Source organism: Spirosoma sp. SC4-14, from assembly GCF_037201965.1.
GTDB lineage: Bacteria > Bacteroidota > Bacteroidia > Cytophagales > Spirosomataceae > Spirosoma.
The window spans coordinates 276,448-297,334 of the sequence record NZ_CP147518.1; the positions used below are offsets into that span (position 1 = coordinate 276,448).

The following is a 20,887-nucleotide window of genomic DNA, read 5'->3' on the forward strand; positions in this document are numbered from 1 at the left end:
TATGTGAACAGTGTTAAGAAAAGACGTTTCCTGGCTTTATAAAACAGGATATGTTTTATAAAAAAGAAGGCCAGACGATAGCTGGTACCTCCCTCACGGATTCCCAAACCAATTTTCTTTTAAAAATGCTCCAGGCAAATAAATTTTTGCCAAACGGTTTTCCTTCGAAACAGGCTTTTTGTAAGATGATCACTTTTTATAGGAAAAGCTGTATTGCTGGCTTCGTCTGGAAATATACTACTAAAACGGCAAAACTGTAGTTTTGTTTAATGAATAACTATATAAACATAAACAAAATCTGACCAAGGAAGAAGATAAACTGCAAAGCAAGCAGCCATTTGGCTAATCTGTTTTCTTTTCGGAAGGGCAACCTGTACCATACTCCTAGTAATACAGCGGAGATTAGCCACCAGGCAACGTAATTTTGTAAAGGTGCTATGTGTTCCTGCCATGTCCAGAAATCGAGTTTTTCGGCAACGGGCTCAATACACATATCAAGAATAACCATGGTAGTTGATGCTAATCCAATTTTAGCTGGAACAGAAATTGGCAGGCGATCGAATACCGATCCGCAGCAGTAGGATAAAATAAGCCAGTTGATGCCAATAGCTGGTGGCACAGACCACAGCTTGCTACCGAGCCCTGTTCCATACGTGTACCACCCGAAAATTGTACCGGTCTGAACGCCAAGCACTTCAACAGCATAGCTGGTTAAGCTGGCAAATAGAATATAGAAGCCGAAAGCTGGTTGCCAGTCTGTATGATACAGTAGAAGTATGAGCAGCGATAGCGTTAGGATATACGGGGTAAGAGGTTTGAAATAAGTTGCTGAAAAGGGTAGTTGTAAACCAATAATACCTCCCAGATAGGCCAGTAATAAAACCGTTCGGATGGTTGAGTAATAGCGATCTGCAGTGGGAGCGTTTAACGGCATGAATCGACAACTTTCTGCTTTATAGAAAAGTTGATAATGAAAAAGCCCCTCGAACATTCGAGGGGCTTTTAGGAGGGTGAAAGACGGGGCTCGAACCCGCGACCTTCGGAACCACAATCCGACGCTCTAACCGACTGAGCTACATCCACCATTTTGAGAGTGCAAAGATAACAGACAATGATGAATTATAAATGATGAATACTATTTTTTTTCAACACAAACAGCTCCTCATTTATAATTCATCAGGTATCGGGTACGCTTAAGCTTGTTTACCTTGCTGATAGCGTTTTTCGGCAGCGTTCCAGTCTACAACATTGAAGTAAGCTGCAATGTAGTCGGGACGGCGGTTCTGGTATTTGAGGTAGTAAGCGTGTTCCCACACATCAAGGCCAATAATGGGGAACCCTTTTACATCGGCAATATCCATTAATGGATTGTCCTGATTTGGAGTCGACGTAACGGCCAGGCTACCGTCTTCTGTTACGATAAGCCATGCCCAGCCCGAGCCAAAGCGAGTGGTAGCCGCTTTGGTAAATTCGGTTTTAAAGGCATCGTAAGAGCCAAATTTTTCATTGATGGCATTGGCCAGGTCACCAGTTGGCTGGCCACCACCACTGCCCGAAATCGTATTCCAGAACAGGGTGTGGTTGTAGTGTCCGCCACCATTGTTGCGCACCGCTACTGGAGCCTGACTAACGGTTTTCAGTAAGTCTTCAATTGATTTATTTTCCAACTCTGTCCCCGCAATCGCATTGTTTAGGTTCGTAACGTAGGCATTGTGGTGCTTGTCATGGTGAATTTCCATGGTTTGCTTATCAATGTTTGGTTCGAGCGAATCGCTGGGGTAGGGTAGTGGGTCTAATACAAAAGCCATTGGACTAAAGAGTTAAAATGGAAGATCATTCGGATAAATTAACAAGGCTCTATCAGTTTATGTTCTTAACCGTCGAAAAAACTTCTGTAATAATTCCTGACTTTCGACGGCCAGAACACCGGTTTCGAGTTGGGTTTTAGGATGGAGTATCGGAGCACTAATTCGGCTATAACCACGTTTCGGGTCGGGGGCACCAATAACCAGGCGTCCTACCTGAGCCCAGAATAAGGCACCTGCGCACATAATACAGGGTTCCAGCGTAACATATAGCGTGCAATCGGTAAGGTATTTGGCCCCGAGGTATTGAGTGGCGGCCGTAATGGCCAGCAGTTCGGCATGAGCCGTTACATCAGTAAGCTGTTCGGTCTGATTGCGGCCTTTGGCAATAATCCGATTCCGGCATACAACCACAGCTCCGACCGGAATTTCACCGTCTTCGGCCGCTTCTTCGGCTAAGCTCAGTGCCATTTCCATAAAGTATTCGTCGGAAAACATTGATCGAATAACCAGAAGTTTGATAAAGGTATTGTGTTACTATTGCTTCAGTATTTTTCGGACCGATTGTCGATCGCCTACCTGAATGCGAAGTAAGTAAATACCGGCTGGCTGACCTGATAAATCGAGTTCGGTCTGGCGGGAACGGGTTGTGAACTCCCGTACGGATCGCCCACTTTGGTCAATTAAATGCAGTATAGCCGGGTTTTGCCCCAAAGATACGTCAATATTTACAGTTAGGGTAGAACCTGTTGGAACCGGATACACATTGATCTGTGGATCGAGTGAATGGTCTTCTATCCCTAAAGCGACTACCACCGATACAATTGCCTGGCCCGATACGGTTCCTGTACCACAGGAGTTGCTTATGCTGGTTAGCTGATAGGTTGTGGTTCGGGCCGGTCTGACTTCAACGGTTGCCGGGCTGGTGGCAGCAACGGCCGAAAAAGAACGAATACTGTCGGCATAGCTAATGGCCCAGGGACCGTCGCCCCCCAATGCAATGGTTAAATTGGCTGGCGTACCTTCGGCTATGGTTTGTGTACCCGTAAGCGTAGCTGATGGTTTCGATCGGATGGTCAAAACGGTTGGGCTATTGGTTCCTATCACGCCTACATCAGGATTTGAGCCTTTCACCCGCACATAATATTGCCCGCTGGCCAATGTGCCCGAGAGTGTTGCAGTTACCGGGCTCTGGGTGTTTCCCGATGAAATTTCATATTTTTTTGTTGTATCGCTCTGGCTAATCAATTCTGCCCGGAAGCTATTGCCGTTCGTAAAAGAACCCGTCGTTGTGAAAGGAACCTGGAATGATGAGCCAACGCATAGCGTGCTGGTAGCCAGCGAACTGGTTGTGATGGTAGGCACATTGACCGTAACTACGGCCGAAGCTGGATTGCCGGGTAATCCTACACCACAGCTATTGGTTACGCCCAATACCTGATAGGTTGTGTTGCCACGTGGTAATACCAGAATAGTTGTGTCGGTCGTATTAGTTACGGTGCCCGAATAACCGTCCGTAATTGTGTAATTAAAAGGCGGGTTACTCGTAAATGTTAAATGCAAAGGCGTTTTCAAGCCCAGATTAACATTAGCCGAGCCTGTTATTGCCAGAGTGGGAATTGCATTGACAATGACCTTAATCGTTGACCGGGAACTAGAGCAGCCATTGCTGATCTGATATACATAGTAGGCATCACCGCCGGGCTGTACGTTAACATTCAGGGTCGGTGGCGTTGGTGGAACCGTTGTATCCCGGCCGTAGGGGTCAATCCAGTGCAGCGTACTGCCGGGCTCGCCGGTAGCTTCGAGTGGAACTGACTTTTCGTCTATACAATAGGTTACCAAGGGTTTCGACACTGTTGGGGCAGGCGTAGTTTTCACCGTGACCTGAAGGGTTGCTTTATCGCTCTCGCAGTTGTCGATGGTTTGGGTTACCTGAAAAGAAAACACACCTGTTTGCGAAACCGATGGCGTTGGAGCACCCGAATAGCTATTGCCATCGGGGTTATACCACCGAAGATTTTGGCCATTGGCTGTTAAGGGTTGAATATTTTGAGCGGGCTGATCTTTCTGATCCTGGCAGTATGTTAGATTGCTAACGCCTGGTTGACCAGGAATGGGCTTGATAGTAATGGTAACGGTTGCTTTAGGACTTTCGCAGCCATTTATGGTTTGCGTTGCCCTGAAGGTCTGATTGCCAACGTTGTTTGTCGATGGTGTAGGCGTTCCATTTATAAAATTGTCGGCGGCATCGTACCATTTAATGTTTGTGCCACTGGCCGATAGTGGCTGAGCCTGCGCATTATTACAGTAGCTTGCTGCGTTAACGCCGGGTGCTGAAGGGATGGATTTTACCGTTACGGTCAGGCTGGCTCTGGTGCTTTGACATCCGTCTACCGTTTGGGCTACGTAGTATGTTGTTTGCCCTGGAGTTGAGCTTTGCAGGGTAGGGGGTGTGGTTGAGGCAGTGCCGCCTGTCGCATTCGTTCCATACCAGTTAGGCGTTGCACTTGTGGCAAATGAAGCGGTTAGGGTAGGAACTGACGAATTCTGGCAGAATTCAAGGGGCGAAGTACCAGGTGCATTAGGCTGTGGTTTGACCGTGACGGCAATAACGGCGCGATCGCTTTCGCAGCCATTAATAACCTGGCTAACATAATAATTGGCGCTGGCATTGGTGCTGGGTACGGTTGGCGTGGTCGAATAGCTGCCTCCGCTTGGGCTGGTTCCCCACCATTTAAGGGTTCCGCTATTGTCGGGGGTGGCCGTAAGGGCTTGTGCCGTTACACCCTGACAATAGGGCGATGGGTTTGTTACTTTAGGAGCCGATGGCGGAGCACTAACAATAACAAGAACAGATACTCTTGTGCTTTCGCAACCATTTAAGCTTTGGCTGACATAGTAGGCTATTGTACCTGCTTTAGTTGTTGATGGGGTAGGAGCACTGGCTAATGGTGTTACGGCTACCGGGCTGGCATACCAATTCAGTGTTGCGCCCGATATGGCCATAGCCGACAGCGGAGTGGCTACTTCGCCCTGGCAATAGGACTTGTTGCTTACCGTGGGTGGACCCGGTATGGCATTCACCACTACTTGGATCACAGCCTGATTGCTTTCGCAACCGTTTAGAGTTTGGCTTACATAATAAGCTATAATACCTGCTTTGGCTGTTGATGGAGTAGGGGCTGTTGCCGTAGGTGTTGATGAGGGGTTTGTTCCGTACCAGTTGAGGGTACCTCCTGCTGAGGCTTTTGCTGAAAGTGCTTGAGCCGTGTTACCCTGACAGTAAGTAGGTGATGCCGGTATTGTTGGCAGCGGGGGCTGATCAATGGAAAGCGGTTGTGTATTGGCGCTGGTTACGGACGGGGTACTGGCAATGATTCGGATTTTATAATTGTTGCTGGCGGCCAGTGTTTTAGGAATTGTAGCAGTAATACTACCCGTATAGGCAATGAGAGGAGACGCTGTTAGGGTTCCGATTGTTAGTGTTGTTCCCGAAAACACGCCATTCGCATCGGAAAGCTGGGCTGTAAAAACGTTTCCCTTGCCATAGATGCCAATAGTAGAAAACGGGACAAATAAACTACCGCCTGTGCTGGAACAAACGGCGCTGGACGAGAGTGCATTTACTGTAATCGTTTGAGCCATAGCAGGTGTCGTGGCTTTAAGCAGACACAAAAAAATGCATACATAAAAGAACAATACACGTCCGTTCATATTAATGATACTCTTATTGAATAAAGTTAATTATGTACTCTTGTTTGTTTACGGTCGTAGGTAATACTTAGCCGTATTTGACTATCCTGCAATAAAAATGCCACTTTTTTAGTGGCATTTTTATTGCGATACCTATAAAAAATAAAAAATTACTCTTTTTCAATGGCGCTGTAAATTAACTCATGAATTTTACGGCGTAACTTGGTCGTATTGATGGAGTTATTGCCAGCGGTAGGGTAAATTCGATTCGAGAGGAAAACAAAAACCAGTTCTTCATTTGGATCGACCCAAACGACATTACCCGTAAAGCCTGTATGGCCGAACGATTGAGGAGAGGCCTGATGGGCCAGATAGACGCTGCTGGAGCTTTCGGGATTAGGTTTGTCCCACCCTAGGGCACGATGGCTACGACTGCTGAGTGTCTGGGTGAAGTAAGGTACTGTCATTGGCTGCAAAATACGCGTTCCGCCATAAGCCCCTTTTTGCAGGTTCATCTGCAGGAGTGTTGCAATGTCGTGTGCATTTCCAAACAACCCGGCGTGCCCTGATATGCCGCCCTGTACGGCAGCCATCTGATCATGTACGGTGCCTACCAGAAGCTGATTACGGTAATAGGTGTCTTGTTCAGTAGGGGCACAATGTGGATTTTTTAGCCGCTGTAGGGGTGTAAACCCAAGTTGATGTAAGCCAAGTGGTTTATAAACGTTCTCCGTCACAAAAACATCAAGTGGTTGTTGGCTGACCCGCTCCACAATCTTTTGCAACGTTAGAAAATTCAGGTCACTATACACATAGGCAGGTTTTCCAGAGGCATCTACTTTACGTGACATGGGTGACTGAACCACCCACTTCCAGACCGAGTCTTTCAGCGCTGGCGTTGCCCAGAGCGTTGGGGCTATCTGAAGCGTATGCAAAGAGTCCTGAGTCGCACTGTAATATTCTGCTTTCAAACCGCCCTTTGGTGAGCGGGTTTTGTCCCAGGTTGTGGGGTAGAACGATACCATGCCCGACTGATGCCAGAGCAAATCCTGAATAATAATATTCTGTTTATTAGTGCCCTTTAGTTCTGGTAAATAGAACGACGCTTTCTGGGCCAAGTCAATCTGCTTACGATCGTAAAGAACCATTACACTTTGTAAGGTAGCCAGCACTTTGGTCAGCGACGCCAGATCATAAAGTGTTTCGTCGGTTACTTTTTCGGCTCCGGCACTGTAGGTCAGTGCTCCAAAATTTTTGCTATAAACGATTTTCCCTTTACGGGCAACCAGAATTTCGCAGCCAGGTACTACATGGTCGCGGACGGCTCCCTGAGCAATGGCATCTATTTTCGACAGTGTGGCCGTTTTCATGCCTACACTCTCTGGCGACCCTGCCGATAGCCGCCCCTCGGGGCTGATAAATTCACCAAGGCCAATTTTCAATTCCCCCGTCGATACCGGTAGCACGCCATGCGACCCCAGCCCACCAAACAGAACCTGTGGGACCACCTGCTCCATTTCGGGCATATCCTGATAGGCGCATACCAGGCCGTCGGTATCGGTAAATTGCGTCAGGCTGTAAGGCGAGCCAAACACGGCAACAATAACTTTGGTGCCCCGTTGTTTCAAGCGGCTAATCAGATCGAGCGATGTTTTTGTGATGCCAAATTTTCGATAGGGCGATTCGCTCATTTTATGGAAACTAACCACTACCGTATTGGCCGAGCTAACCTGAGCCAGCGCATCGTTCAGCTCGGCATCAGAAACCATTTTGTTCGAATAGCTCAGGGTCTGAAACGGGGCATACTGGTTCAGGGTCTTCTGAAACATATTGTCCGATTCGGCACCAATGGCAATAGATGCTAACCGAAGAGTATCTAACTGACCTAGAGGAAGCAGATTGTGCTGATTGTTAACAACCGTAACCGACTGCTCACACAACTGCTGCTTCAGAAGTTGTGCATCGGCCGAGTTCAGATCGGTCGATAAATTGGCCAGATCAATCGGTTTGTATTTGTTCAGGCCTGCCCAGTATTTGGCGCGGAGAATCTTTTTTACTTTCTCATCAATGAATTCCTGCGAAATTATTCCCTGATTAACGGCATTCTGAATGTTTTGAGCGGCTTCGCGAACATTTTCAGGGTAGAGCAGAATATCGTTACCCGCAATTAAGGCCCGTAGGTTGACATCCATTGCTTTGGGCGATCGGCTGATGCCGCCCATATTTAGTGCATCGGTGAAGACCAGCCCCCGAAAACCCAATTCTTTTTTTAGAAGTTCGGTAACGACTTTCTCCGATAGTGTAGCAGCTAAGGCTGGTGTATTGTCGATAACAGGAACGTATAGATGGCCAGTAACTACCCCCATCAAACTATCGGCTATCAACTTACGGAACGGATACAGGTCAACATCACGCATTTGCTCCGACGAGCGGCTGACCGTAGGCAGTGTGTGGTGCGAATCGGCATTGGTATTGCCATGACCAGGAAAATGCTTGGCCGTGGCAATGACATGTGTCTGCTGAAGGCCACGCATATAGGCCGATGCTTTCAGCGCTACATTTTCTTTTGATTCGCCAAACGACCGAACCCCAATAACCGGATTGGCCGGATTGCTGTTAATGTCAGATACGGGGGCAAAATTGATATGAATCCCTAACCGCTGACACTGGCGGCCAATTTCGGCACCCATCTGGTAAATCAGATTGTTGTCGCGAATTGCTCCCAGAGCCATTTGTTTCGGGAAATCCATTGTGCTGTCCAGGCGCATACCAAGCCCCCATTCGCCATCGATACCAATTAATAATGGCACTTTCGACAATGCCTGATACCGATTTGTGAGAATAGCCTGCCGATAGGGACCGCCCTGGAAGAAGATTAGTCCACCAATATGGTTGGTCTGGATCAGATGCGAAATATATTGATAGTGGCTCTCGTGTCGGTTCGAGAAGGTTGCCACCATAAAAAACTGGCCAATTTTTTGTTCGGGAGAGAGCGTCTGAAACACGCTATCGACCCAATGCTGGCCACTATCGGGCAAGGCAAAGACTTCAACAGGCTTTGCCGGAGTATACACACGCGAAATGGGCGCATGGGTACGTTTGGCTTTGGCCTTATGATAACGCGCTGCCGGAGTTAGCCGGGTCCACAAATTACGGCCTGGCTTCGTTAAGCCAAAGGCGGTCAATAAACTGACGGACAGCAAACCAACTAGTAAAATCGGCCGTACAATGTTGTTCCGCATGGGCACTCAATGGGTAAATGGTACAGTCGGCTATCGGTGGTTTAGTGCTAAACCATAAAAGTAGCCAAACCATGCCGAAAACAATAACCTATATTGAAATTATCTAACTTTTTAACGAAAAAATATAGGTTAAATGTTTCCTTTCTGCGATTAATACAAAATTAAAATGTGTTAACATGTATCTTCGCAACGCCGGTAGTGCCAACTCGCCTGATAATCAATGCCTAGCTGTAAGAGCAATAAGTAGGCCCATTAGTACGAATGAATATGAAGCAGTTCTGGATTCTTTGGGGAGCAATTCTGACAACGTCTTTTTCTGGGTGGGCGCAAACAAACAGCAGAGCCTATAAAACAATGCTCGAAGCAATGTATAAGAAAACGGTGCCGTTGGTAAGTGTAGCCGAATTAAAGAAAATGCCGGATGCCGTTTTGCTGGATACCCGCAGTAAGGCCGAATTTGATGTGAGTCATCTGCCCCTGGCGCATTGGGTTGGTTACGACGACTTTGATCTGAAGCGGGTTCAGAGTATTCCTAAAACGGCAAATGTGGTAGTATACTGTTCGGTAGGTTACCGAAGCGAACGAATAGGAGAGAAACTATTGGCGGCTGGTTATCAGCACGTTCATAATTTATATGGTAGCCTCTTCGAATGGGTTAATCAGGGAAACCCTGTTGTCAATAATCAGGGAAAACCTACTGAGCGCGTTCATGCATATTCAAGACTATGGGGTGTCTGGCTCAAACGCGGAGAAAAAGTCTACGAATAAGTAGCGTTAGTACGACCGGGCCGGACTTACGCTACTTAAAGCAGCAAGCAGACGTTTGCTGAATTCTTCTTTATTTATCTCTACAATCGATTGCCAGCATGAGCTAACCGATGAGACCCTGGGCTTATGCACCAGAGCCGACGCTTTAGCACGCATTTGTTTACGGGCTGCAAAAATGTTATGCGGATGGCCCATGCTCATAGCCTGACCGCTAAGCCCAACCAACAACGTTCCGACAATCAGTAAAGTCTTCATTGATTTGTTGTTTATTATTGACAACACAAAGATATAGGCTTTATTGGGTATCTTGCAATACATAGTACTAAAATTTTTAATTTTTTTGGGTAGTTGAAGTATAATGTGGTTACAAGTATACAGATTAATTTTTAATGTACATCTATAATCCGCACTTCAACTACCCTGCTCATGCTTTACTCAATCACAACCCGTTTAACAGCACCATCTTCATGCTGTGTAACGGTGATGAAGTAAGTGCCCGGTGCGTTTTTCCCTAAATCGACCTGACCTACAAATTCCCCAGAGAAATCTTTGACTTCCTGCCTGGCCACTTCTTTCCCTTTTGTGTTGGTAACCACAATGCTAATGTCACCTTTGGCGGGCGCCGTAAAACGAATATTCAGTTGATTATGGTCGGGGTTATTCGGAAAAGCATCCAGCCCGCGAATGGTTGATGGCTTGGCGTTAAAATTGCGCGACCAGTCTTCGAACGGGCGAATCAACTGACGGTCCCAGTCGCGGGGCATTTGATAGCGAAACCGGTTAAGCTGATCGGCCAGCGAATCGGCTCCCCGCCGAAACTCATAGCGCCAGGTTTGGCCATCCCAATTCCAGGGGTCGTTTTGCAGACGGGGAAGTTTACCCCGTTGTACATATAGATCGCCCGGCGTTTTCTTAAGTCGTGGGGTTGGACGTTCGCGTTTCACGATCCGTTCGCCATTATTATCATCAACAATAATGGTTAATTGTCGTTTTCCTCCTCTGTCTTTTCGGGCAGCTTTGAGCGAATCGACAAGCTTCATCACTAACCGGTCGCGCTCGGGATCAGTTAAACCATTCACATGGTAGGTTCGTTCTATTTCACGGACCTCGCTGCCATTGCGTTCAATAATGTGAACGTTGACTTCTTCGTTTTTAGGCGATGAACTGGCTTTCTGGGCCATAGCGATTCCACCGACACTGACAACCACAAACAGCGCCGGAACGAACCGACGAAGCAGAATTACTGTTTTTTTCATGACACTAAACGTTAATGAATGAGTAACGGGATGTGCCGAAAGCCATTGAGGGCCGGGCTGTTAAAGTTTGTTAAAGGCTCAATGACTGCCTGCTGGTGTTCGTACTTTTACGGATAGCCCAATTGAGGCCGTTGGATTGGGCCGGTTCAGACAAGCTTGTTTACTTTACCTATAGATGCTTAAAAAGGCCGAAGGTTGCATCGAGGCCGAAAAAAATGTCGACACAACGCATACGATGGATTGTTGCACTGATGGCAGTAGGATTGCTGGGCCTGGTGGGGCTGCAATTATACTGGATCGGGAGTGCGCTGCATTTGCAGAAAGAACAATTTGACTATAAAGTGACGGATGCCTTGCAGGAAGTTGTTCGAACGCTCGAACGACAGGAGATTCTCTATCTTACCCGCCAGCGCATTCAGGCTCATGAGCAACAGGGCGGGCTAATGGCGATTGGCAAAAAAGAGGCCAATCCATCTGCCGCTCCTAACACCGCATCCGAAAAGAAAGCGAAGTCGGAGCCGCCGTTGGCTGGCCGGGCTAAAGGAAAACAAGTGCAGCCAGAATCGCTGATGGATCAGCAACGGCTGGCGTATGGTACGGCTCCTGCGGGGGCGGTAGTTGTACAGTCCGATGTGTTGCATCCGGTGGCCCATCCGTTGTCGGCCGAACAGATGGCGGTGGTGGAAGAGTTTTTTCGGCAGCAGGACGAACTGATGGCCGTTGGTGACTGGCAAACGCAACTGGCCCAGCAGCAACAGTTCAATCAGTGGGTCGATCAGATTCTGGCTAATGAACTTACTCAGATTAATAGCCAGGTGGCGGCCGCTCGCCGGCTCGATTCGCTGGCTAAGTTAAAAGCGGTTCGGAATCGATTGAAACAGGAGGCTCGTCAGCGAAAACGACAACAGGCTCAGAAAGATTCGGCCAACATAGAACTGGCCGCTACACCACCCGCGAGCTTTAGTTCGCAGAAAGCCGACGAACAGTCGAAGATGATTAAAGATGTGCTGAAGGGGCTTTTGCTTTCGGACCGACCCATCGAAGATCGAATTAACCGACTGGCCCTCGACACCCTGTTGCGTCAGTCATTGCAGGAGCGGGGTATCAGCATACCTTTTGCATTTGGCGTACGAACCAAATCGCAGCCTGCTTTTCTTTTCACATCGTTAGGTATCGATCCGAATCAGTTTAGTGAAGCAGGCTACAAAGCGGCTTTGTTTCCAAACAATATGCTCGAAACCGGAAACTATGTCTATATCTATTTCCCCACGCAGCGTCAGTTTATTCTGAGTCAGATGTGGTTCACGTTTGGGGCATCGGTGGTGCTGATTCTGGTTATTCTGGCCTGTTTTTATATCGCAATCAGTACTATTGTCCGACAGAAAAAACTGGCCGATATCAAAAATGACTTTATCAACAATATGACTCATGAGTTCAAAACACCTATTTCTACCATCTCGCTGGCGGTTGAAATGGCGCAGGAGCAAGTGAATCGGCCGCTGGTAGGGGGGGCAGAGGAGAACTCTTCGATCAATGAACGGCTGGCTCGTTATATGGGTATCATTCGCGACGAAACCCGCCGGTTGGGCTCACACGTAGAAAAAGTGTTGCAGATGGCGTTGCTGGACCGGGGCGAAATAAAACTCAAGCTCTCGTCGGTTAACATTCACGACGTGATCGAAAAAGTACTCAACAACATGAGTCTGCAAATTGAGCAGCGTGGTGGCGAACTGGATCTGGAATTCGATGCCGACCGCGAAGTGATCGAAGCCGATGAAGTACACCTGACCAATATTGTGTACAATCTGCTCGATAACGCGCTCAAGTATTCGCCCGAAAGCCCACACATAAGGCTGGTAACGCGGAGCCTGCCCGAAGGAGTGAGCATTACGGTTGCTGACCAGGGTTTAGGTATGACCAAAGATCAGGTAAACCGAATTTTTGAGAAATTCTATCGTGTGCCAACCGGTAACCGTCATGATGTGAAAGGTTTCGGACTGGGACTCAGTTACGTAAAGAAAATGATAGACGAGCACCACGGTCAGATACACGTAGAAAGTGAACCCGGCAAAGGCAGCTCGTTTGAGGTGATTTTGCCATATAAAATTGCGAATGAGTGAAAGAGCGAATGGTTAAGCTAAGCAATGCTATTCGCTCTTTTGCTCATTCACTCACTCATTCACTCATTTCCTTATGCCTACCATCCTACTCGTTGAAGATGACCCTAACCTGGGGCAGCTGGTGCAGGAATTCCTGACCATGAAAGGGTACGAAACCGATCGGGTAACCGACGGTAATCAGGGACTGCAAAAATTCATGACGGAGACGTATGACCTGTGCATCTTCGACGTAATGATGCCCAAAAAAGACGGGTTCACACTGGCAAAGGAGGTTCGAATGGCCAATCGTGAAGTGCCTATTATTTTCCTGACGGCTAAATCCATGCAGGAAGATACTATTCAGGGGTTTAAAGTAGGTGCCGACGATTATGTGACCAAGCCCTTCAGTATGGAAGAATTGCTACTCCGAATCCAGGCTATTCTTCGGCGCTACCAACGTACGGGCGATGCTCTGGAACCGTCGGTCTATAAAATTGGCTCATTTTCGTTCGACTATCCGCATCAGTTATTAAGCCGTTCTGCCGAGAATTTGCCGGATAGCGATAGTGAAATGCAGTCGCAGAAACTAACCAGTAAAGAATCGGAGTTATTAAAATTGCTCGCACAGAACCTGAATCAGCCCGTTAGCCGTAGTTTTGCATTGAAAATGGTGTGGGGCGACGATTCATACTTTAATGCCCGCAGTATGGACGTGTATGTGACCAAGCTCCGAAAGTATCTGAAAGAAGATGCCAGCGTTCAGCTTGTGAATGTACACGGCGAAGGGTTTAAACTGATTGCGGCCCCCTAGCCCCAAAGAGGACCGCTTACCAATTATGAACATAATACGCCGTCCGCGTCGGAATCGTCAATCCGGTGCTATTCGTGACATGGTGCAGGAAACCCGCCTGTCGGTCACCGATTTTATTTTGCCTGTTTTCATTATGGAAGGTACGAACGTCCGCTCTGAAGTGGCTTCCATGCCGGGTATTCACCGCTTATCGCTTGATCTCTTGCTCGAAGAAATTCAGGAGTGTGTCGATTTGGGTATCAAAACCTTCGATCTGTTTCCGAACCTGCCCGAGTCGAAAAAAGACAAGTATGCTACCGAAAGCTATAATCCCGACGGGATGTATCTTCAGGCCATTCGGGCTATTAAAGACCGTTTCCCCGAGGTAATGGTCATGACCGATGTGGCAATGGACCCCTACAGTTCTGATGGGCACGATGGCATTGTCGAAAACGGTAAAATTCTGAATGATCCAACGCTTGAAGTGCTTGGCAAAATGGCTCTGGCACAGGCACAGGCGGGCGCTAACATTGTAGGCCCTTCCGATATGATGGACGGTCGGGTTGGTTACATCCGTCAGGTGCTCGATGAAGGTGGTTTCCACGACGTAGCCATTATGTCGTACTCGGCGAAATATGCGAGTGCTTTCTACGGGCCATTTCGCGATGCACTCGATTCGGCACCGAAATTTGGCGATAAAAAGACTTACCAGATGAATCCGGCCAATAGCCGCGAAGCCCTGATCGAAGCCCAGCTCGATTTTGCCGAAGGTGCCGATTTTCTGATGGTAAAGCCTGCCCTGGCGTATCTGGATATTATTAAACTCCTGAACGAGAATTTTCACTTACCCATTGCGGCCTATAACGTCAGTGGCGAATATGCCATGATTAAGGCGGCTGCTCAAAAGGGCTGGCTCGACGGCGACCGCGCCATGATGGAGGTGCTGCTGTCGATCAAACGCGCTGGAGCATCAGTAATTCTAACTTATTTCGCCAAAGAAGCGGCCCGCCTTTTATGAGTAAACTCTTGATTCGGAATGCCCGTCTGGTTAACGAGGGCCGCACTATCGAAACCGATGTACTGGTTGAAGACGGGTTTATTGCACAGATTACTTCGGGTATATCAGACACGGGTGTCGGGCAGGTTATTGATGCCAATGGGCAGTATCTGTTGCCGGGTGTGATTGACGATCAGGTGCATTTTCGGGAGCCGGGCCTGACCCATAAAGCAACGATTCGGTCGGAGTCGCGGGCAGGAGTGGCGGGCGGTGTCACGAGTTTTATGGAAATGCCCAATACCGTGCCTAACGCCCTGACGCAGGAACTGCTGGCCGATAAATATGCCATTGCTGCTCAGACATCGCTGGCAAACTATTCGTTTTTTATGGGGGCGTCGAACAGCAATCTCGATGAGGTGCTGCGAACCGATCCTAAAACGGTTTGTGGCATCAAGGTTTTCATGGGGTCGTCGACTGGCAACATGCTGGTCGATAATGAGCAGGTACTGAACGGGCTGTTCCAGAACAGCCCCATGCTGATTGCGACACATTGCGAAGATGAAGCCACCATCCGCACCAACACCGAACGCTACCGGACTGAATATGGCGATGCGGCAACGGCGAATTTGCATCCGCTGATTCGGAACGAGGAAGCCTGCCTGAAATCATCATCGCTGGCCGTTGAACTCGCCCGTCGTCACAATGCCCGACTGCATATCCTGCATATTTCGACCGCCGATGAGCTTTCGTTGTTCAGCAACGACCGGCCATTAACTGAAAAACGGATTACATCCGAAGTTTGTGTGCATCATTTGTGGTTCGACGCTACCGATTATGACCGATTGGGAAACCTGATTAAATGCAATCCGGCTATCAAGGCCCCGCACCATAAAGAAGCGCTACTGGCTGCCTTGCTCGATGACCGACTCGATATTATTGCCACTGACCATGCGCCACACACCTGGGCCGAGAAACAGCAACCGTATTGGCAGGCCCCATCAGGACTACCGCTGGTGCAGCACCCGCTTTTGCTGATGCTCGATTTCGTAAGGCAGGGAAAACTATCTATTGAAACATTGGTACGGAAAATGTGTCATGCCCCCGCCGATTGCTTCCAGGTTGACCGGCGCGGTTATGTTCGCGAAGGGTACTGGGCCGATCTGGTTCTGGTTGATACGAACCAGCCGATAACGGTTTCTAAAGAAAATATCCTTTACCAATGCGGTTGGTCGCCGTTGGAGGGGCATACCTTTGGTGCCAGCGTAACGCATACCATTGTATCGGGCAAGCTGGTATATGCCAATGGCGATTTCGCTACCGACCGGGCTGGCGAACGGATGCAATTTGATCGTTGATCCAAAAAAATAATGGGGAAATTCTTGCGCGATCAGTGATTCGTGCCGTATCTTTGCAATCCCAAACAAGGGGAAACGTTCTGCCGAAGTGGTGAAATTGGTAGACACGCACGTTTCAGGGGCGTGTGTCTTTACGGACATGCGAGTTCGAGTCTCGCCTTCGGCACCACATTTAGCCGCAATCAATCGATTGCGGCTTTTTTGTGCTCGTGAATATGAAACTGAGGGATTAGAGGTGCTTTTACATTCAGCAGTTTGCTGTGTCCATTTTGCCCGCCATAACACATCATGCTGTTACGAACCTTTAAGGCAAGACTCAACCAGTCCACAATTCTGGCCGGAGACTTTGCTTTATATAAAGGAATTGATCGGCAAACTATCCCTGTTTATCTCCCCATTTCCTTAATTGACACCTTTTAGGTGGCTCCAAGGCTAGGTGAAGCTATAGATTCCAACACCGCCACTGTCTTTACCCCTGAATGGCTGGACAAAATTGTAAAATCAGGTGGTGCGCCACTGCGATTAGTCTCTTCTCATCCGAATCTGTCTATTTTTGGCTCAAGACATACACTTGCTAACGATCTGCATAACCTCCGGTTGATACTTCCCGTTTTACGGTTGAGCGTGTCGATAGGCCAATTCATGCAGGCATAGCTTGACGCAAGCCCCTCTCATTACCGATTTTAGAGCGTATTTAATGCCAGCTCCTATGCGGTTTATTTTTGGGCTCTATATACTTATTGGGGGAATGACACTGCCAGCCGTGCAGGCCCAGCCAACAGCCAATGTTCTTACTATACCTTTAGAAGAAGTATTGCCGGATGAATACTGGCGATTTCACGCTGGCCACAATCCAGCCTGGGCCAGCCCGTCTTATGATGATCGGCAATGGACAGCTAGTTCGCCGTCAGAACTTCTGCTTCAGAATCAACCTCTCTGGCAGGCCCGACAGGGGTGGTTTCGGTTGCCTATTCGGGTGGGAAAGCATTTGGTTGGCCAGGAACTACACCTTTCTATCGACCAGTTTGGAACCTCCGAATGGTATCTGGACGGTCGTAAGTTAGCGACTCTCAAACCATTTGCCAGAGGGTGGGCAGCTTCGCAGCGAACGCTTCAGTCACTTTCACTGCAGTTGGCCGATACCAATCAGCATCTGTTAGCTGTTCATTACAGGTTTCAGCCTGAGCCTATCTACTACGCTGCTACTGGCGAGACTCCTTTCGAAACAACGGTTTATCTGGCAAGTCAGGCAAGCCACCTAATGGCGAACTGGCACCGCCTGATCACGAGCTTAACCTTTTGCCTGATTAGTGTATTTGCGCTGTTGGGTTTACTTCATCTGCTGTTCTACCGAGCGAACCCTAATCAAGTGGTCAATAAATGGCAGGGCATGGCTATGCTTTGTCTGGGTTTTGGTTCGTTACTGGATGGCATGAGTGAATTTCCCATCTCCTTAACGGCCTATTCACTAACAAGCCTGATCTGTGAGCTGACGTGCTATCTGGGGTTTGGTTTTCTACTGACAGCGGTGTATCGCTATCTGAATCAGCCTGTTGGCTGGCTTTATCGAGCGCTAATCATTTGGATGGCCGGCAGCTTTATATACAGCCTCTGGGTTGATAATCCATCCAGTTTACTAACAACGGTGTTGCTCCTGACATTTCTATTCGACTATGTTCGGGTTAGCTGGCTTGGAAAACGGCAGCCAACAGCCGATGCCAGGCTCCCCTGGAACGCTCTTAAGGTTGCCTTCTATACATTATTGGGGAGCCCGTTGGTCTTGATACTCTTACTCGTAATAGGGCAGACAGATCACCTTGACCTGTTTGTATATGTGACATTACTGCTGGTGGCCGTGGCAATGTTGATTATACCACTGGGATTTTCGCTCTCTCTCGTAAGGGATTATGCGCGAACCCACCAGGCGCTGCGCCAGAATTTGCGGCAAGTAGAACAACTGTCAAGGCAGACCCTGGTTCAGGAGCAGGAAAAGCAGTACCTACTGGCACAGCAGAACCAAACTCTCGAACGGCAGGTACATCAGCGCACAGCCGCGCTGGAAGAATCGCTGGAAGAATTGCGCAGAACACAGAACCAGTTGATCCAGGCCGAAAAAATGGCTACTATGGGCAAGCTCACCAAAGGTATTGTCGACCGCATTCTTAACCCACTTAACTACGTCAACAACTTCTCACTCAATGCTCAGGAGCTATTAGTGGATTTGCAGGCGGTAACGCAGAAACACCAGGCAACATTTTCTGCTGACGATCGGGATTCTCTGAACGATATAACCAGTATGCTAATCCAGAATCTAACCAAAATCAACGAGCATGGTAATAGCACTGCCCGCATTTTACAGGATATGCGAAAATTGCTTAAAGAGCGCTCGTCGACCCTGGTGCTTACGGACCTGAATCCATATCTGAGACAGCATATCGATACTGCCCTACAGAAAGCAATGGCCAGATACCCGGCCTTATCGGTTCAACTCGACCTGCAACTATGCCCGCAAGTCATCCCAGTGCATTTGTTGCCGGTTGAATTTAGTGAAATGCTGGCCAGCCTGGTCGATAATACCTGTTACGCATTGGCTGAAAAGAGCCGCCGGTTGGAGGAGTTTGAGCCGCGCCTGGAGGTAAGTACGGAGGTTGTCGATGAGCATGTGCAACTACAGGTTCGGGACAATGGGCACGGAATTCCAACCCGAGAGGCCAGTCAGTTATTTAATCCATTTTTCACTACCAAACCTACGGCCAAAGGCACAGGGCTCGGTTTATTCATGAGCAAAGACGTAGTTGAATATTTGCAGGGACAAATGCAGATTGAGTCGGTAGAAGAACAATATACTCAGGTAACAATCCTATTGCCGCTCAGGAACAATCGGCTTTCTGCGGCCTGATGATCTATTAAGTATAAAGACGGTTTTATTTCGTGGCCAACAGTTTTTTTACCAACGTTTTCAATCCATCAATCTCCGCTTGCTGGTGTTGCAGTTCCTTCTGCCGTTGTCTATCTCGGGCTATCAATTCCTGATTTGTCTTCTCCAATAGAATGCTATATAATGTCAGTTCCTCAATCTTTTCCAGTAATCGGGCGTCCATTTTAGCGGCATCGATACCTTGTGCAATCACTTCTGCGGCCGACGGTATTTCTGGTAAATGCCCGTGCTTTTGAATGTAGTTTTCTACCTCTGTCAACGACGGTAGCTGATAACCAGCCATAAAAACTTTATCTGCCCAGTCCGAAATGCTTCGGACGGAATAATGGCCAGCCCATGTTAAAACAAGTTTACCTGTTTCGTCAACAGTAAGTACTTTATCGGCTGCGGGAAATTGAACGGGACTCGTGGCCGTGAGCTGGCTAAGTCGTATACCCGATTCATTGTTGATTCCGCTATTTACTTCGAGTCGGGTAGTAGGGGCTGAGGTGCCAATACCAATATTAGCCCGATTGCCTAAAATAACGGCATTACTGACCGCTACGCGACTATTGGCTCCAATGGCTGTGGCATTGTAAAGTCCGTCTTCAGCCTGGCTGTTGTAGCCCATGAGCACGTTATCATTGCCATCGGTAATAGCCGTACCTGAATTGGGGCCGATGATGATGTTATTATTACCTGTAGTAGTATTATAGCCAGCTCGATAGCCCAAAAAAGTATTCTGACTACCGGTAGTTGTTGCATAGCCCGCCTTCGAACCAATAAACGTATTGGCGGAGGTGCTGGTATTGAAGCCTGCCGAATCGCCAATCATAACATTCTGATGGCCTGACTGATTTTGGAAGCCAGCCCGAGCCCCGAAATAATTATTGGAATAGCCGCCTTGATTGTTATACCCGGCCGCATGGCCTAAGAATGTATTGCTGGTGCCTGTAGTGCTCTGAAAACCAGAAGAATAGCCCAGGAATGTGTTGTAGGCTCCCGTAAAATTATTGTTACCCGCATCGGCACCTATAAATGTGTTGTAATACCCCACTGTATTATGCCCGCCCGCATCACTGCCCAGAAAGGTATTTTCTGAGCCTGATGAGTTAGCATAACCAGCACTTTTCCCTAAAAAAACATTATCAATTCCGGTTGTATTGGAATAGCCCGAATAATAGCCTAGAAAAGCATTGTAACTCCCCGTTGTGTTGGCTTGACCAGCACTACCTCCTACAAACGTATTGAACCCGCCACCGCTATTATTAGCGCCCGTTTGGTAGCCCAGGAAAACATTATGGGCACCCGTAGTATTTGATTGACCAGAAATAGAACCTAAAAAGGTATTGAACGAGCCGGTTGTGTTCGATTGACCAGCGTAATCGCCGATGGAGACATTACTCGTGCCTGTAGTATTGTTCTTTCCGGCAAAATAGCCAACTGCCGTATTCGCAAAACCTGATGTATTGAAGTAGCCCGTGGCCCGGCCAATAAAGGTATTGTAGGAGCCGATGGTATTTTTCAGGCCTGCTTCAAAGCCAATGAATACGTTTTCCTGGCCTGAGGTGGTTTGCTGACCAGCATCCACTCCATAAAAACTATTGGAAGAGCCTGTCGTTAGCTTAAAAGCAGCATTATATCCTACGGCTGTGTTTCGATTGCCGGTTAGGGTGCCACTTGTACCGGCCCCCGGACCTACCAGCGTGTTAAAGGTGCCATAGGTAGCTGTCGTAGAATTATTGCTGGTAGTAACTACATAGTTACCCTGGGCTTTGAGCAAGCTGGGAAAGCTAATCAAAATGACCCCGAAAAGTAAGCCTGTTTTCATAAATCTGTTGATTAATGGGAGAAAGAGTCTATGTCAATTGACTCAATATCAGGGATGAAATCAACAGGTTAACCAGATTTTAATCGGCCTTTTGAGTAACTGGTAAATTGCTCGGAGCAAGTGAACTCTGC

14 protein-coding genes and 2 tRNA genes are annotated in these 20,887 nt (G+C 48.0%); 7 read left to right on the plus strand and 9 right to left on the minus strand.

What is annotated here, in order from left to right; genetic code table 11:
- Positions 1-277 precede the first annotated feature (277 nt).
- The 6 genes from WBJ53_RS01125 to WBJ53_RS01150 form a co-directional block, all read right to left on the minus strand.
- A complete protein-coding gene (locus WBJ53_RS01125) occupies positions 278-934 on the minus strand; it encodes a carotenoid biosynthesis protein (RefSeq protein WP_338874210.1) in 657 nt (218 codons plus the stop codon).
- A gap of 74 nt (positions 935-1,008) precedes the next feature.
- A tRNA-His gene (locus WBJ53_RS01130) sits at positions 1,009-1,084 on the minus strand.
- Between the two features lie 109 nt (positions 1,085-1,193).
- Entirely contained in the window at positions 1,194-1,808 is a 615-nt protein-coding gene (locus WBJ53_RS01135) for a superoxide dismutase (RefSeq protein ID WP_338874211.1), read from the minus strand.
- Between the two features lie 57 nt (positions 1,809-1,865).
- Entirely contained in the window at positions 1,866-2,303 is a 438-nt protein-coding gene (locus tag WBJ53_RS01140) for a nucleoside deaminase (RefSeq protein ID WP_338874212.1), read from the minus strand.
- 39 nt (positions 2,304-2,342) lie between these two features.
- Positions 2,343-5,453: a T9SS type A sorting domain-containing protein gene (locus WBJ53_RS01145; protein WP_338874213.1), complete on the minus strand. Its 3,111-nt coding sequence runs from the start codon at positions 5,451-5,453 to the stop codon at positions 2,343-2,345.
- 218 nt (positions 5,454-5,671) lie between these two features.
- Positions 5,672-8,743 carry a glycoside hydrolase family 3 N-terminal domain-containing protein gene (locus tag WBJ53_RS01150; RefSeq protein WP_338874214.1) on the minus strand — a complete coding sequence of 1,024 codons (3,072 nt, stop codon included), beginning with the start codon at positions 8,741-8,743 and terminating at the stop codon, positions 5,672-5,674.
- A gap of 267 nt (positions 8,744-9,010) precedes the next feature.
- Here WBJ53_RS01150 and WBJ53_RS01155 point away from each other — a divergent pair, with 267 nt between their 5' ends.
- Complete coding sequence (locus WBJ53_RS01155) at positions 9,011-9,511, plus strand: rhodanese-like domain-containing protein (protein WP_338874215.1); 501 nt, start codon at positions 9,011-9,013, stop codon at positions 9,509-9,511.
- Between the two features lie 6 nt (positions 9,512-9,517).
- Here the strand turns inward: WBJ53_RS01155 and WBJ53_RS01160 are convergent, their stop codons facing one another.
- Positions 9,518-9,766 carry a hypothetical protein gene (locus tag WBJ53_RS01160; RefSeq protein WP_338874216.1) on the minus strand — a complete coding sequence of 83 codons (249 nt, stop codon included), beginning with the start codon at positions 9,764-9,766 and terminating at the stop codon, positions 9,518-9,520.
- A gap of 176 nt (positions 9,767-9,942) precedes the next feature.
- Positions 9,943-10,767 carry a T9SS type A sorting domain-containing protein gene (locus WBJ53_RS01165; RefSeq protein ID WP_338874217.1) on the minus strand — a complete coding sequence of 275 codons (825 nt, stop codon included), beginning with the start codon at positions 10,765-10,767 and terminating at the stop codon, positions 9,943-9,945.
- A gap of 215 nt (positions 10,768-10,982) precedes the next feature.
- Between WBJ53_RS01165 and WBJ53_RS01170 the strand changes: the two genes are divergently transcribed.
- The 6 genes from WBJ53_RS01170 to WBJ53_RS01195 all read left to right on the plus strand — a co-directional run bounded on the left by WBJ53_RS01170 (position 10,983) and on the right by WBJ53_RS01195 (position 18,907).
- Positions 10,983-12,887, plus strand: a complete 1,905-nt coding sequence (locus WBJ53_RS01170) for a HAMP domain-containing sensor histidine kinase (protein ID WP_338874218.1) — start codon at positions 10,983-10,985, stop codon at positions 12,885-12,887.
- A gap of 73 nt (positions 12,888-12,960) precedes the next feature.
- Positions 12,961-13,677, plus strand: a complete 717-nt coding sequence (locus WBJ53_RS01175; protein ID WP_338874219.1) for a response regulator transcription factor — start codon at positions 12,961-12,963, stop codon at positions 13,675-13,677.
- Positions 13,678-13,702: 25 nt separating this feature from the next.
- The gene (hemB, locus tag WBJ53_RS01180; protein ID WP_338874220.1) at positions 13,703-14,674 is read left to right on the plus strand and encodes a porphobilinogen synthase; all 972 of its coding nucleotides are present in this window, start codon (positions 13,703-13,705) and stop codon (positions 14,672-14,674) included.
- The gene (locus WBJ53_RS01185) at positions 14,671-16,008 is read left to right on the plus strand and encodes a dihydroorotase (RefSeq protein ID WP_338874221.1); all 1,338 of its coding nucleotides are present in this window, start codon (positions 14,671-14,673) and stop codon (positions 16,006-16,008) included. Before hemB ends, WBJ53_RS01185 begins: the two co-directional genes overlap by 4 nt.
- An 82-nt stretch (positions 16,009-16,090) precedes the next feature.
- A tRNA-Leu gene (locus WBJ53_RS01190) sits at positions 16,091-16,177 on the plus strand.
- Positions 16,178-16,717: 540 nt separating this feature from the next.
- Entirely contained in the window at positions 16,718-18,907 is a 2,190-nt protein-coding gene (locus WBJ53_RS01195) for an ATP-binding protein (protein ID WP_338874222.1), read from the plus strand.
- Positions 18,908-18,932: 25 nt separating this feature from the next.
- Here WBJ53_RS01195 and WBJ53_RS01200 read toward each other — a convergent pair whose 3' ends face one another.
- On the minus strand, positions 18,933-20,756 hold the full coding sequence (locus WBJ53_RS01200) for a hypothetical protein (protein ID WP_338874223.1): 1,824 nt from the start codon (positions 20,754-20,756) through the stop codon (positions 18,933-18,935).
- Positions 20,757-20,887 lie beyond the last annotated feature (131 nt).

Coding starts and splice junctions, on each gene's coding strand:
- WBJ53_RS01125 (WP_338874210.1), bottom strand. CDS start 934: ATGCCGTTAAACGCTCCCACTGCAGATCGCTATTACTCAACCATCCGA.
- WBJ53_RS01135 (WP_338874211.1), bottom strand. CDS start 1,808: ATGGCTTTTGTATTAGACCCACTACCCTACCCCAGCGATTCGCTCGAA.
- WBJ53_RS01140 (WP_338874212.1), bottom strand. CDS start 2,303: ATGTTTTCCGACGAATACTTTATGGAAATGGCACTGAGCTTAGCCGAA.
- WBJ53_RS01145 (WP_338874213.1), bottom strand. CDS start 5,453: ATGGCTCAAACGATTACAGTAAATGCACTCTCGTCCAGCGCCGTTTGT.
- WBJ53_RS01150 (WP_338874214.1), bottom strand. CDS start 8,743: ATGCGGAACAACATTGTACGGCCGATTTTACTAGTTGGTTTGCTGTCC.
- WBJ53_RS01155 (WP_338874215.1), top strand. CDS start 9,011: ATGAAGCAGTTCTGGATTCTTTGGGGAGCAATTCTGACAACGTCTTTT.
- WBJ53_RS01160 (WP_338874216.1), bottom strand. CDS start 9,766: ATGAAGACTTTACTGATTGTCGGAACGTTGTTGGTTGGGCTTAGCGGT.
- WBJ53_RS01165 (WP_338874217.1), bottom strand. CDS start 10,767: ATGAAAAAAACAGTAATTCTGCTTCGTCGGTTCGTTCCGGCGCTGTTT.
- WBJ53_RS01170 (WP_338874218.1), top strand. CDS start 10,983: ATGTCGACACAACGCATACGATGGATTGTTGCACTGATGGCAGTAGGA.
- WBJ53_RS01175 (WP_338874219.1), top strand. CDS start 12,961: ATGCCTACCATCCTACTCGTTGAAGATGACCCTAACCTGGGGCAGCTG.
- hemB (WP_338874220.1), top strand. CDS start 13,703: ATGAACATAATACGCCGTCCGCGTCGGAATCGTCAATCCGGTGCTATT.
- WBJ53_RS01185 (WP_338874221.1), top strand. CDS start 14,671: ATGAGTAAACTCTTGATTCGGAATGCCCGTCTGGTTAACGAGGGCCGC.
- WBJ53_RS01195 (WP_338874222.1), top strand. CDS start 16,718: ATGCGGTTTATTTTTGGGCTCTATATACTTATTGGGGGAATGACACTG.
- WBJ53_RS01200 (WP_338874223.1), bottom strand. CDS start 20,756: ATGAAAACAGGCTTACTTTTCGGGGTCATTTTGATTAGCTTTCCCAGC.